The sequence below is a fragment of the Serratia sp. A07 genome (assembly GCF_058725505.1).
Genome location: NZ_JBZXDO010000016.1, coordinates 55362 through 68163, shown reverse-complemented (window position 1 = coordinate 68163; position 12802 = coordinate 55362). Strand labels below are relative to the sequence as shown.

Sequence of the window (12802 nt, the reverse complement as noted above, 5' to 3'; positions counted from 1 at the left end):
AGGCGCTGATGGAATCATTCAAACTCTACATCGACGGCCGGTTTGACGCAGGTTCGGCGACCTTCGCCTCGCTCAACCCGGCGACCGGTGAACCCTGGGCGCAGGTGGCGGAAGCCCGCGCCCAGGATGTGGATCGCGCCGTTGCCGCGGCGCACCGGGCGTTTCAGGGATCCGAATGGCGCGATATGACCGCCGGCGCGCGCGGCAAGCTGTTGTTGCGGCTGGCCGATTTGCTGGAGCAACACGCTCCCGAGCTGGCGCGGCTGGAGACGCTGGATACCGGCAAGATCATCCGGGAAACCCAGGCGCAGATCGCTTATGTGGCGGAATACTACCGGTACTACGCCGGCCTGGCCGACAAGATGGAAGGCAGCGTGCTGGCGATCGACAAACCTGACATGGAAACCTGGGTGCGGCGAGAACCGATCGGGGTGGTGGCGGCGATCGTGCCCTGGAATAGCCAGCTGTTTCTTGCGGCGGTGAAAATCGGCCCGGCGATCGCCGCCGGCTGCACGCTGGTGGTCAAAGCGGCGGAAACCGCGCCGGCGCCGCTGCTGGCGTTCGCCAGGCTGATAGACGAGGCCGGTTTTCCACGCGGCGTATGCAATGTGATCACCGGCTTTGCCGCCGACTGCGGCGCGGTGCTGACGGCGCATCCGCAGGTAGACCACATCGCCTTTACCGGCGGCGCGGAAACCGCGAAGCACATCGTTCGCGGCAGTGCGGAAAACCTCGCCAGCACCTCGCTGGAGCTGGGCGGGAAATCGCCGTTTATCGTCTTCGACGATGCGGATCTGACCAGCGCGGCGAATGCGCAGGTGGCGGCCATTTTCGCCGCGTCGGGCCAGAGCTGCGTAGCCGGTTCGCGCCTGTTGGTGGCAGAAAGCATCAAAGACGCGTTTTTGGCCCGGCTGACGGAGAAGGTGCGCAGTATTCGCATTGGGCCGCCGGATCGCCCGGACACCCAGTTCGGGCCGCTTTGTACCTGGCAGCAGCAAGAGCGGATCGCCGCCATCGTCAGCCGCTCGCTGGAGCAGGGGGCGAAACTGGTGGTTGGCCACGCGGCGATCGATTCTCCGGGCTTTTATTACCCGCCGACGATCGTCGACTGCAGTGCGCAACCCGACGCCGAGTGCGTAAAGCAAGAGCTGTTCGGCCCGGTGCTGTCGGTGTTGACCTTCAGGGACGAAGCGGAGGCGATTCAGCTTGCCAATGATTCAGCCTATGGCCTGGCGGCCGGCATTTTCACGCAGAACCTGACGCGTGCGCATCGGGTGACCCGACGCCTGCGGGTGGGCGTGGTGTGGCTGAATACCTATCGGGCGGTATCGCCGCTGGCGCCGTTCGGCGGTTACGGCAAGTCGGGTTTTGGCCGCGAGGGCGGGATTGACGCCGCGCTGGAATACACCACCAGCAAGACGGTGTGGCTGCGCACCAGTGACGATCCGATAGACGATCCCTTCGTCATGCGCTGAGTCAGCGTAATCAGGCGCGATCTCAGGTCGCGCCGGCAGCTCTGTTTTCATCGCGTTGATACAGGCGACCGCAATGTCGCCGGGGCAAACGCACGCTTTTTTCGACGTATTCGCACCCTACACGCTGTAAAAAAATAAGAATCCACGTTAACCGGGGGATATATGAATTCTCAGCCAGAGCAGACCGCGTTTATTGAAGACAAGTCGATCGATTTTGTTCCCGCCGCGGAGCGTCACGGCCATGCCCGCAGCCTGTTTACCCTGTGGTTTTGCACCAACATTGCGCCGCTGGCGGTGGTGACCGGGGCCATCTCCACGCAGACGTTTCATCTCGATATTCTCTCGGCGCTGAGCGCGATTGTCGCCGGCCACCTGTTCGGGGGCATTTTTCTGGCGCTGACCTCGGCCCAGGGGCCGCAGGTCGGGATACCGCAAATGGTGCAGAGCCGGGCGCAGTTCGGCCGCTATGGTTCGCTGTTGGTGATCGTGTTCACCACGGTGATCTATCTGGGGTTCTTTATTTCCAACATCACGCTTTCTGGCAAGGTCATCCATAACGTCATCCCGTCATTGAGCATGGGCGTGGCGACGGTGATTGGCGCGGTGCTGGCGACGCTGATCGGGGTGGTGGGCTACCGTTTCATCCACAAGATCAACAAAATCGGCGCCTGGGTGATGGGCAGCGCGCTGATTCTCGGGTTGGTATTGATGTTTTCTCAACCGCTGCCGGCGGATTTTTGGCAGCGGGGATCGTTCAGCATTGCCGGTTGGTTCGCCACGTTCTGCATCGGTGCCGTCTGGCAAATCAGTTTCTCGCCCTACACGTCAGACTATTCGCGTTACCTGCCGGCGGAAGTCGGCATTGCCAAACCCTTCCTGTATACCTATCTGGGCGCCTGCAGCGGTACCATTTTAGCCTTCGTGTTCGGTATGGTGGCGGTCAATCTGGTCGCCGGCAGCGACGATGCCATGGAGGCGGTACGCCAGGCGACGGGAGGGTTGGGGCCGGTGCTGATGGTGCTGTTTCTGATCAACATAATCTGCCATAACTCGATGAATTTGTACGGTGCGGTGCTCTCGTTGATTACCGCCGTACAAACCTTCTTGCCGCAGTGGATGCCTAATGCGCGGATACGTACGCTGTTCTCGGCATTGATTTTGCTGGGATCGGTATGGGTGGCGTTGGTTGCCTCGGCCAACTTTGTACATCTGTTCCTGAACCTGATCTTTGCCTTGATCTCGGTGCTGATCCCGTGGTGCATGATCAACCTGATCGATTTTTACCTGCTTAACCGCCAACGCTATGACATTTCGGCCATTTTCAGCGCCGACGGCGGGCGCTACGGCCTGCTTAACACCCGCGCGCTCGGCGTTTATTTCGGCGGTATTGCGGTGCAGGTGCCTTTTGTTGAGAACGCGTTCTTCTCCGGCCCTTACGCCAATCTGATCCCGGGCGCAGACATTTCCTGGGTGATCAGCATGGTGCTGACCGGCATCGCTTACCCACTGTGTTGTTCACGACGGGCTAACTGGGCAGTGCAATTATAACTCTCGAGCCTCGCCGGCCAGCATAAAAGGCCGGTTTGAGGGATGTGATAAAGTAATATTTAGAACAGGATGTTTCTAATTTTTTAATTTATTAAATTAGATAATAATCATATGAAATGGCTAAATGGATTTGGGCTAACTTATGATTGTTATATTAATGTTGCTGCTCATGGTGTTTTATATATCTCTAGCTTATGAGTTTAGAAGAATGAAAAAGCGAAGAATATATGCCTGGTATAAAAGGAAAAGGAAGAAGTCGGTTAAGCGATTTATCAACATGCTCTTATTTAAATAATTTTCCGGAGCAAGCTTTACAGGGATAACATGATTTTCTGAGACATATCTTTTCCCGATGATTGTTTGTCTTGCTGCGTTTATATCGCGTCGGACTGGCATCGCCGCAACATCAGCCTGCGGGGAACAGCCGCTGCTGCCAATCCGTCAGTTGCGTCAGTGTCATCGGCTTGGCGGCAATGAGTGCGCGATTTTCCAAGGCAATTTCTCGGGCGCGCTGCAACGATTCGGTGCTGAGGCGCTGCAGGCTTTGCCGCAGCGCCTGTTGTATTTGCGGCAGCTCGCCAGCGCCAACGTGCGCCAGCTCATGGTGCATCTGCAGCAAGAATTCGTCGGTTAACTGCCGCAGCTGTTCAACGTTGAACGTCGGGGATTGCAGCGCGAACAGCAGGCCCTCGGCATCGGCACAGCGGTGGAAGGCGCATTGCACCACATAGCCCACGTTGCGATCCACGCGCAACCGCTGAAAATAACGCGGGGCGTAAAGCTGAGCCAGCACGCGCAGCGCCCAACGCCCTTCGGCTTCGCCGTTCGGCAGCGGGTAAAACTGCAGTAAGGCGCTTTCGGCACCGCTTTCCGTCAGCGTAATGGGGCGATGATGGTGATGTGTCGGCAGCGGCGGCTCCGCGGCCACGGAATAGGGGAAGCCGTACAGCAGGTGCGACAGCTGCCGTTTCAACTCGCCATCACCGCCGATCAAGGTGGCATGCCATTGCGCCGCTGCGGTTGGCGAGCTGAGCGCCGCCGGCAACTGGGCTAGCAGACGGCGAATGGCAATATCGTTTTGCTCTTTCCGCTGCGTATGGTGCAGGTTTCTCGCCGCCTCGTTGAGCACGGCCGGCGACAACACCGCCAGCGCCCGGTTTACTACGCTCAGCCCATGGCAGATCAGCGCGTGGCTGCCCGCCAACTGCAGCAGCCACACGCCCTGGTGGCGTTCGAAGCTTAAATGTCCCTCCCGATGCGCCAGTTCGGCCGCCCCGGCGCGCAGCGCCGCCTGTATGCCGCAGGCCTGTTCATCGCTGAAGGGGCTGGACGGCGCCGGCCGCAGCAACAGCACCGGCTGCGCTTCGCCAGGGAACAGATGCCGCAGCGGCGCCAGGCCGGAAGGCAAGGTCGGACTCGGCAGCGCCGCCGAGGCGGTGAAAAAGCGAAAAGGTTCCGCTGCGGGCGTCAGCGCGGCGCCAACGAAGGGGCCAAGTGCCAGCGGCAACCCTTGAATTTCACGGGTTTCGCCGCCGCCATCGGGCCGCACGGCCAGGCGGCGGCGCGGCGCGCTAATCAGCGCCGCAATATGCCGTGGCCACTCGTCGTTCGGCTCCGCCGGCGGCAACCCAAACGCTCTGGCGCGTAGTTGATCGAGCGGCGCCAAACGGTGGAGATCGCGATTGGCCAGCCGTTCGTAATGCGCAAGCTGGGCCGGTGCCAGCACCTGCAGCGCCTGCAGCCACGCCAGCAACGCGCTTTCGATGTGGGCAGCTTCAGCGGCTGAACCGTGATTGACGGTAAAGATAAAACTCAGCAGCGCGTTGTTCTCGCTGCAGCGCGAATAATCAAGCCGAACCGCATCGCACCACGCCTGAGCGCGCAGCCGCGCCAGCAGCCCGCCGGGGGCTTCGTCCAGCATCAGGCGCTCCAGCCGCCGCAGCCAACCGCGCGCATGGGAGCGCGACAGGGCAAACACCAGTCTCAGCTGGGGCGTGCCGGGAAGAGACAGGGTGTAATCTTTCGCAGCGGTCAGCGGCGGTGAGGCTTTGTGCGGTATGGCGCTGCCCGATGGCAAGCGGCTGCCGTAACGCTGGGCCAGCGCATGCAGCTGCGCCAGCGATTGTGGGCCTTGCAGCCACAGCGTCAGGTTTGGCGCGCGAAAATAGCGCCGGTGAAACTGCCGCAGCGCCTGCTGCAGGGCGGAAATGTCGTTGCCGAAAGCGGCGCGGCTGCCGATATGAAAGCGGTGCATGGCGTCCAGGCCGGCGAACATCTGCCGCTGTGCGGCTTCGCAGCGGGTTTCCACCTCGGCGCGCAGCAGGCGGTATTCGGCGTCGATGACCTCAACCTCCTGTGCGATCGCCTCGGCCGCCAGCTGTGGGGCGGCGAGCATATCGCTCAGCCGCGCCAGCCCCTGCGCCAAATGATCGGCGCCCACCTCGAAGAAAAACGCGGTTTGCGTGGCCTGAGTGGTGGCATTCAGGCGGCCGCCCACTGACGGTACCCAGCCCATCAAACTATCTTGCGCGCTGAAGTTCGCGCTGCCGCGAAACAACATATGCTCCAGCAGATGCGCCAGGCCCGGCCAGGCGGTGGGCGCCTGAAAACTGCCCGCTTCAATGCGCACCAGCGCGGCGGCGCTAGCGGCGGCAGGATCGCTTATCGCCTTGACGGCCAAACCGTTGTCGAGCTGCCAGGAGGCGCCGGCGAGTGCCATCGTCAACCCTTGAAAATCAGACGGGAGTTGGTTTGATTGCGAAAACGCAGCTGATCGATACCGATCTGCGAACGATTCGCCGCTTCCCGCGCCGCCAGAATGGTGCCGTGGTGCGGCGATTTGCCGCATACCGGGTCGGCGTTGTCGGCGTTGCCGGTCAGCATGAACGCCTGGCAGCGGCAGCCACCGTAGTCTTTCTCTTTCTCCGAGCAGGAACGGCAGGGCTCCGGCATCCAGTCATAGCCGCGATAGCGGTTAAAACCGAACGAGTGGTACCAGATATGCTGCAGATCGTGCTCCAGCACCGACGGGAAGGCGATTGGCAACTGACGGGCGCTATGACAGGGTAACGCCATGCCTTCCGGCGTTACGCTCATGAAGATCGCACCCCAGCCGCCCATGCAGCCTTTGGGGCGCTCCTCGTAGTAGTCCGGCGTGACGAACAGCAGGTTGGCCAGCTTGCCGTCGGCGGCCATGCGTTCGCGGTAGCGTTTTACCACCGCTTCCGCGTCGGCGATCTGCTCGCGGGTCGGCAGCAGGCCCTCGCGGTTGAGGTGTGCCCAGCCGTAGAACTGGCAGGTCGCCAGCTCGACGTCGTCGGCGTCCAGCTGGATCGCCAGTTCGATAATGCGGTCGATCTGACCGATATTGTGGCGATGCAACACGAAGTTGAGCACCATCGGATAGCCGAGCGCCTTGACCGCCCTGGCCATGGCCAGCTTCTGCTGAAACGCCTTGGCGGAGCCCGCCAGTGCGGCGTTCAGCGTTTCGTCGCTGGCCTGAAAACTGATCTGGATATGGTCCAGCCCGGCGTCGGCGAAGGTCTGCAGCTTCTTCTCGGTCAGGCCGATGCCGGAAGTGATCAGGTTGGTGTAAAAGCCGAGATCGCGCGCGGCGGCGATCAGCTCGGGCAGGTCTTTACGCACCAGCGGCTCGCCGCCGGAAAAACCGAGCTGCACGCTGCCCATCGCCCGCGCCTGGCGAAACACCTCAATCCACTGCGCGGTGGTCAGCTCTTTTTCCTGCGCGGCAAAATCGAGCGGGTTGGAGCAATAGGGGCACTGCAGCGGGCAGCGGTAGGTCAGCTCCGCCAGCAGCCAGAGCGGCGGGTTCACCGCCGGCGCGCGTGCTTCAGTCACGGAAGGTCACCCATTTTTGTTCGTAGGCGCGCTGGAAAAACTCCAGCACGTCATCCGCCAACCCCTCGGCGCCGGGAAAGCGGGCGTTCAGCTGCGCGATGATGCCGTTTAGCGTGGTGTGGCCGTCGACCAGCTGCAAGATGGCGGCGGCGCTGTCGTTCAGCTTGGCCATGCCTTCCGGGTAGAGGATTACGTGGCTGTTTTGCACTTGCTCCCATTGCAGGCGGTAGCCGCGGCGGAAGACGGGGGTGTGTTCAGGGTTCAGCGTCATTACACCAGCCTCTGGTTGTGCCATACCCGCGCGGCGGTCACGCTGTGATAAGGCGGGCGGTTCAGGGTATAGGCCATGCTCATGGCGTCCAGCATGCTCCACAGAATATCCAGTTTGAACTGCAGGATCTCCAGCATGCGCTGCTGCTTTTCAACGGTGTCGCAATAGTCCAGCGCCAACGCCAGGCCGTGCTCCACATCGCGGTTGGCCTGGCCGAGGCGGCTGCGGAAATAGTCGTAGCCGGCGGCGTCGATCCACGGATAGTGCTGCGGCCAGCTGTCGAGGCGCGACTGGTGGATTTGCGGCGCGAACAGTTCGGTCAGCGAGCTGCAGGCCGCTTCTTGCCAGCAGGCGCGGCGCGCGAAATTGACGTAGGCGTCCACCGCAAAGCGCACGCCCGGCAGCACCAACGCTTCAGAGAGCAGGGTGTCGCGCTGCAGCCCGACGGCTTCGCCCAGGCGCAGCCAGGCTTCGATGCCGCCTTCGCTGCCGCCGTAGCCATCGTGATCCAGGATGCGCTGCACCCATTTGCGGCGGGTTTCCGGCTGCGGGCAGTTAGCCATGATCGCCGCGTCTTTGATCGGAATGCTGGTCTGGTAGTAGAACCGGTTGGCCACCCAGCCCTGGATCTGCTCGCGGGTTGCTTCACCGTTGTGCATCGCGATGTGGTACGGGTGGTGGATATGGTAATAAGCGCCTTTGGCGCGCAGCGCCGCTTCAAATGCCGGCGGAGTCAGGGGCAGTGGTTGCGTCATGGCGGTTCCCTACAGTTCGATATTCATGCCGTCCCAGCTCACTTCAATGCCGGCGGCGGTCAGGCTTTGCCGCTCTGCCGAGTCTTCATTGAGGATTGGGTTGGTATTGTTAATGTGGATCAGGATTTTGCGCCTGGCGGGCAAGGTGGCGAGCAGGGCCGCCAGCCCGTGTTCTTCCGCCAGCGCCAGATGCCCCATGTCTTTGCCGGTATTGCGGCCCACGCCGGCGTTGGCCAGCTCGTTGTCGCGCCACAGCGTGCCGTCGATCAGCAGGCAGTCCGCGCGGCGCAGCCACGGCATCAGCGCCTCGTCCGGCTCACCCAGGCCCGGTGCGTACAGCAGCCCGACCCCGCGCGCGGTATCTTCGATAAACAGCGCCACGTTGTGGCCCGGCAGCGGGCGATCGCGGTACGGCGAATAGGGCGGCGCGTTGCTGAGTAGCGGAATGGCGGTAAAGCGCACGGTCGGGCAGACCGCCGTGTGGAACGGCTCCCCGGGCGTCACCGGGTGGTGAATCAGCCCGCCGTTCCAGTGGGAGAGCATGGGAAACACCGGGAAGCCGGTGCTGAGATCGTCATGCACTTCAGGCGTGCACCAGACGTGATGCGGGCAGCCCTCGCGCAAATTGAGCAAGCCCGCGCTGTGATCGATCTGGCTGTCGGTCAACACGATCGCGCCGATACCGGTGCCGCGCAGCACATCGGGATTATTCAATTCGGGCGAGGCCAGCAGCTGATGGCAAATGTCCGGGGAAACGTTGCACAGTACCCAGTTTTTACCGTCGTCGCTGACGGCGATGGAAGACTGGGTGCGGCGCGTGGCGTTAATGCTGTGGTCGCGAACGCCCCGGCAGTTGTCGCAGTTGCAATTCCACTGGGGAAAGCCGCCGCCTGCTGCTGAGCCGAGAACTTTTATCTGCATGTCTAAACCAGAAAGAGAGGGAAAGAAATGCCCGCGCGAAAGGCGGGCAGACGGGCGATTAACGGTTGGAAATGTACAGCGTCACTTCCAGACCCAGACGCAGGTCAACAAATTCAGGTTTAGTCCAGGTAGTCATAGCGGTGCTCCTTAGCATGCATCGTAATAGTTCGAGCCCAATGAGAAACATTCGCATTCGGCCGGCCCAATGTTGGCGAAATGTGACGGAGATCGCAACCTTTAAAGCGTAACCGGGTTATTCGCCCCAGGTGGTGGCGAGCACGTTCAGCCAGTTGCGCCAGGTCAGCTTCTCCAGCAGCCGGTTATCGAACCCGGCCTGTGCCAGCGCTTGCGTCAGCAGCGGCAGGCCGCCGACATCTGCCAACGGGTGCGGTACGTTGACCCCGTCAAAATCAGAGCCAAATCCCACGCGATCTTCACCAAGTTTAGCGATCAAATACTCAACGTGTTTAACAATTTCTGTTAAGCCAGTCGTTGCACTGTCACGTTTGCCGTCCGCACGCAGGAAGGCGGTACCGAAATTGACGCCGACCATCCCGCCGCTCTGAGCGATGGCGTCCAGCTGTGCGTCGGTCAGGTTACGCGGTTGCGGGCAGAGGGCGTGGGCGTTGGAGTGGGTGGCGACCAGCGGCGCGCGGCTCAGCGCGGCGGTTTGCCAGAAGGTTTTCTCGTTCATGTGCGAGACGTCTATCATGATGCGGCGGCGGTTGCAGGCGCGGATCAGCGCCTCGCCGGCCGGCGTCAGGCCGGGGCCGGTATCGGGTGAGCCGGGGAACGGCCCGCTGACACCGGTGCCGAAGGCGTTCGGCAGATTCCAGAAGGGCCCGATGCTGCGCACGCCCAGCCGGTAGAAGGCCTCCAGCTGCGTCAGCTCCGCATCGATCATGCCGGCGCCTTCAATATGCAGCACCGCGGCGATTTGTCGGTTGAGACGACACTGTTCTATCTCGGTGGCGGTGCGACAGATGCGCAGCTGCCCCTGAGAAGCCTGCTCCAGCTGCTGCAGGATGGCGATTTGCCGTTCGGCGATCGCCAGCGGATCGAAGGTGGCCTGCGCCTCGTCCTGCGTTTGGTGGCGCATCTGGGCGATATAGCTGACCGGGGGAATAAATACCGCGAACAGCCCGCCGAAAAATCCGCCGCGCCGCATGCGGGCGAAATCGAGGTGGCCCGGCGTGACGCGGGAATAGAAGGCGGTGGCCGGATCGTCGTCATGCTGCAGCCACAGGTTGAGCAGCAGGTCGTTATGGCCGTCGAACACCGGCCAGAGAGGGGGAAGTGTCATGGGCGCTTCACTGAGTCAGGCATCGTGAACGCTATGTTCTCCCATCGCGCGAGGGGGAACAACCCTCAGGCTATGGGGGCTTTGCCGTCGGCGGGATCACTCGCCGTCAGCAAGGCAAAATTTAGTGACATTGTCACTCTGCGCGAAACGGTTCCTGCACGCGTTGGCGGCAGACCGTCAGCAGTAGCTGGCGTAGCCAGCGGTGATCGGCCTCGGCGTCCAGGCGCGGATGCCACATTTGCGACACGGTGATGGGCGGCGTTTTCACCGGCAGCTCGAAGACGCGCAGCGGGCCGCCCGCCGGTTGCGCATGCAGGAACGAGGCGGGCAGCAACGCCAGCAGGTTCGAGGCTTGCGCAACCGCCAGCGCGGCCGGAAAGCTCGGCACCACGGCGGCGATATGGCGTGTCAGCCCCAGCTCCGCCAGCGCGGCGTCTACCGGCCCGAGGATGCGCCCGCTGCGCGAGGCCACCACGTGGCCGCAGGCGGCGTAGTCGGCGGCGCCGAGCGCCGGCTGCTGCGCCAGCGGGTGTGAGGTTCTCATCACGCCGACGAAGCGATCGCGGAACAGCGCCTGCAGGCGGATTTCCGGGCCCATGTCACCCAGCACGCCAATCTCCAGATCGACCAACCCTTCACGCAGGGGGCGGTCGCTTTTCTCCGGCTTGGGCGCAAAGCGCAGTCGCACCCGCGGCGCCTGTTCGGCCGCGGCGGCGATCAGCGCCGGGCCGAAGGCTTCGACGAAGCCGTCGTTAGCGCGCAGCGTAAAGGTCCGATCCAGCACGGCGGGATCCAATGCCCCCTGCGCCGGGCGCAACACCGCGCGCGCCTCGAACGCCGCGTGCCGCGCCCGCTCGCGCAGCGTTTCGGCATAGGGCGTCAGCACCATATGGCGGCCGGCGCGCACCAACAGGGGATCGCCGGTGGCCGCGCGCAGCCGGCTGAGGGTGCGGCTCATCGCCGAGGCGCTTAAACCGAGACGCCGTGCGGCGCCGACGACGCTGCCCGCCGTCAGCAGCGCGTCGAGTGCGATCAACAGGTTGAAATCCGGATCGGTCATGCGTGGGTGTCCTGTGGTGCTGGAAATGGGGGAAGGCGTTTGCTGCAGTATATCAGCGTAAACGCTGCGTCTCCTGCGATTGATGAGCAATAAAAAAGCCGATAACGGAGGTTATCGGCTTGGGTGGCAGGCTGCGCGGCGTTACGCCGGCAGCTGCTGGGCGGTTTTCTCGACCAGCGCCAGCAACAGCTTGATGTCTTCCAGCGTCACGATCGGGTTCAGCAGCGTCATCTTCAGGCAGGTCACGCCATCGAACTCGGTCACGCCGACGTTGGCGCGGCCCGATTCCAGCAGGGCGTCGCCGATGCGCTGGTTGAACAGCGCGACGGCCGCGTCGCCGTTCGCCGCCAGCTGCGCCGGACGGTAGCGGAACAGCACGCTGGCCAGCTGCGGCTGCATCACCAGTTCCAGCGATTCCTGATCGGCGATGTAACGCGCCACCTGCTGCGCCAGCGTCACGCCATGATCGATGATCTCGGCGTATTGCTTCTGCCCCAGCGCTTCCAGCCCCATCCACAGCTTCAACGCATCGAAGCGGCGGGTGGTCTGCAGCGATTTGGACACCAGGTTCGGCACGCCTTGCGCTTCGTCGAACTCGGAGTTCAGGTAGGCCGCCTGATAGCGCATCAGCTCATAGTGGCGCTCGTCTTTCAGCAAGAAAGCACCGCAGCTGATGGTCTGGAAGAACTGCTTGTGGAAGTCCAGGGTAATGGAGTCCACCAGTTCCAGGCCGTCCAGGTAGTCGCGGTACTGCTCGGAAAGCAGCAGCGCGCCGCCCCAGGCCGCATCAACGTGTACCCAAATCTGCTGCTCCGCCGCCAGCCGCGCGATGTCGCGCAGCGGGTCAATGGCACCGGCGTCGGTGGTGCCGGCGGTGGCGACAATCGCCATCACCTGCTCGCCGTTGGCCTTGGCCTGTGCCAGTTTTTCCGCCAGGTCGTTCACGTCCATACGGGCGAAGCGATCGGTTTTCACCAGGGTGACGGACTGATAGCCGAGGCCCATCAGCGCCATGTTCTTCTGCACCGAGAAGTGGGCGTTTTCAGAACAGAACACCTTCAGCTTGCGCAGATCGCCCACCAGGCCGTCCTGCTGCACGGAGTGGCCCTGACGCGCGAAGAACGCATCGCGCGCCAGCATCAGCCCCATCAGGTTGCTCTGGGTGCCGCCGCTGGTGAACACCCCGGCGTCGCCGGGCTGGTAACCGACCTGGGCACGCAGCCACTCGATCAGCTTCATTTCGATCAGCGTGGCCGACGGGCTTTGATCCCAGGAATCCATGCTCTGGTTGGTGGCGTTGATCAGCACTTCGGCGGCCTGGCTAATCACCAGGCTCGGGCAGTGCAGGTGCGCCACGCACTGCGGGTGGTGCACCGACAGGCTGTCTTTCAAAAAGTACTCGATGGCGCGATCGATCGCCGCCTGGTTGCCCAGGCCTTGCGGGGTGAAGTCGAGCTTGATGCGCTCACGCAGTTCGGCCACGCTTTTGCCCTGATACATCTCGGGCTGTTGCAGCCACTGCACGACGGCTTCACTGCTCTGCGCGATCGCCTGGCGGTAAGCCTCGGCGCTGTGCGCCGAGGAAGCCAGAATCGGGTTTAACTTGGACAT

Annotated in this window: 11 protein-coding genes; 2 read left to right on the top strand and 9 right to left on the bottom strand. The window is 62.6% G+C overall.

All coding sequences use genetic code 11. The features are described from left to right. The first annotated feature begins 8 nt into the window (after positions 1-8). Positions 9-1475 carry an aldehyde dehydrogenase gene (locus AC4PR2_RS16560; protein ID WP_443014533.1) on the top strand — a complete coding sequence of 489 codons (1467 nt, stop codon included), beginning with the start codon at positions 9-11 and terminating at the stop codon, positions 1473-1475. Between the two features lie 162 nt (positions 1476-1637). Continuing rightward, the gene (locus AC4PR2_RS16555) at positions 1638-3023 is read left to right on the top strand and encodes a purine-cytosine permease family protein (protein ID WP_060418931.1); all 1386 of its coding nucleotides are present in this window, start codon (positions 1638-1640) and stop codon (positions 3021-3023) included. A 406-nt stretch (positions 3024-3429) separates the two neighbouring features. On the opposite strand, the gene pqqF is transcribed toward AC4PR2_RS16555, so the two are convergent. The 9 genes from pqqF to AC4PR2_RS16510 form a co-directional block, all read right to left on the bottom strand. Further along, positions 3430-5742, bottom strand: coding sequence for a pyrroloquinoline quinone biosynthesis protein PqqF (gene pqqF / locus AC4PR2_RS16550; RefSeq protein WP_443014532.1), 2313 nt, complete (start codon positions 5740-5742; stop codon positions 3430-3432). Positions 5743-5744: 2 nt separating this feature from the next. Then, positions 5745-6881 carry a pyrroloquinoline quinone biosynthesis protein PqqE gene (gene pqqE, locus AC4PR2_RS16545; RefSeq protein WP_060439955.1) on the bottom strand — a complete coding sequence of 379 codons (1137 nt, stop codon included), beginning with the start codon at positions 6879-6881 and terminating at the stop codon, positions 5745-5747. Then, positions 6874-7152 (bottom strand): pyrroloquinoline quinone biosynthesis peptide chaperone PqqD, encoded by a 279-nt coding sequence (gene pqqD, locus AC4PR2_RS16540; protein WP_016927749.1) that lies wholly within the window; start codon positions 7150-7152, stop codon positions 6874-6876. Before pqqD ends, pqqE begins: the two co-directional genes overlap by 8 nt. Next, positions 7152-7907, bottom strand: coding sequence for a pyrroloquinoline-quinone synthase PqqC (gene pqqC / locus AC4PR2_RS16535; protein ID WP_048321566.1), 756 nt, complete (start codon positions 7905-7907; stop codon positions 7152-7154). The genes pqqD and pqqC overlap by 1 nt, the downstream gene beginning before the upstream one ends. A gap of 9 nt (positions 7908-7916) precedes the next feature. Continuing rightward, positions 7917-8828, bottom strand: a complete 912-nt coding sequence (pqqB, locus tag AC4PR2_RS16530; RefSeq protein WP_060418923.1) for a pyrroloquinoline quinone biosynthesis protein PqqB — start codon at positions 8826-8828, stop codon at positions 7917-7919. Between the two features lie 58 nt (positions 8829-8886). Then, positions 8887-8964: a pyrroloquinoline quinone precursor peptide PqqA gene (pqqA, locus tag AC4PR2_RS16525; RefSeq protein ID WP_004937827.1), complete on the bottom strand. Its 78-nt coding sequence runs from the start codon at positions 8962-8964 to the stop codon at positions 8887-8889. 117 nt (positions 8965-9081) lie between these two features. After that, the gene (locus tag AC4PR2_RS16520; protein WP_055312855.1) at positions 9082-10131 is read right to left on the bottom strand and encodes a dipeptidase; all 1050 of its coding nucleotides are present in this window, start codon (positions 10129-10131) and stop codon (positions 9082-9084) included. Between the two features lie 133 nt (positions 10132-10264). Next, positions 10265-11191, bottom strand: a complete 927-nt coding sequence (locus AC4PR2_RS16515; RefSeq protein WP_443014531.1) for a LysR family transcriptional regulator — start codon at positions 11189-11191, stop codon at positions 10265-10267. A 141-nt stretch (positions 11192-11332) separates the two neighbouring features. Further along, on the bottom strand, positions 11333-12802 hold the full coding sequence (locus AC4PR2_RS16510) for a pyridoxal phosphate-dependent decarboxylase family protein (RefSeq protein ID WP_047730945.1): 1470 nt from the start codon (positions 12800-12802) through the stop codon (positions 11333-11335).

Bases quoted from the DNA above. Each gene is read 5' to 3' on its own strand.
- AC4PR2_RS16560 (WP_443014533.1), top strand. From the start codon at position 9: ATGGAATCATTCAAACTCTACATCGACGGCCGGTTTGACGCAGGTTCG.
- AC4PR2_RS16520 (WP_055312855.1), bottom strand. From the start codon at position 10,131: ATGACACTTCCCCCTCTCTGGCCGGTGTTCGACGGCCATAACGACCTG.
- pqqD (WP_016927749.1), bottom strand. From the start codon at position 7,152: ATGACGCTGAACCCTGAACACACCCCCGTCTTCCGCCGCGGCTACCGC.
- pqqF (WP_443014532.1), bottom strand. From the start codon at position 5,742: ATGGCACTCGCCGGCGCCTCCTGGCAGCTCGACAACGGTTTGGCCGTC.
- AC4PR2_RS16510 (WP_047730945.1), bottom strand. From the start codon at position 12,802: ATGTCCAAGTTAAACCCGATTCTGGCTTCCTCGGCGCACAGCGCCGAG.
- AC4PR2_RS16515 (WP_443014531.1), bottom strand. From the start codon at position 11,191: ATGACCGATCCGGATTTCAACCTGTTGATCGCACTCGACGCGCTGCTG.
- pqqB (WP_060418923.1), bottom strand. From the start codon at position 8,828: ATGCAGATAAAAGTTCTCGGCTCAGCAGCAGGCGGCGGCTTTCCCCAG.
- pqqC (WP_048321566.1), bottom strand. From the start codon at position 7,907: ATGACGCAACCACTGCCCCTGACTCCGCCGGCATTTGAAGCGGCGCTG.
- pqqA (WP_004937827.1), bottom strand. From the start codon at position 8,964: ATGACTACCTGGACTAAACCTGAATTTGTTGACCTGCGTCTGGGTCTG.
- AC4PR2_RS16555 (WP_060418931.1), top strand. From the start codon at position 1,638: ATGAATTCTCAGCCAGAGCAGACCGCGTTTATTGAAGACAAGTCGATC.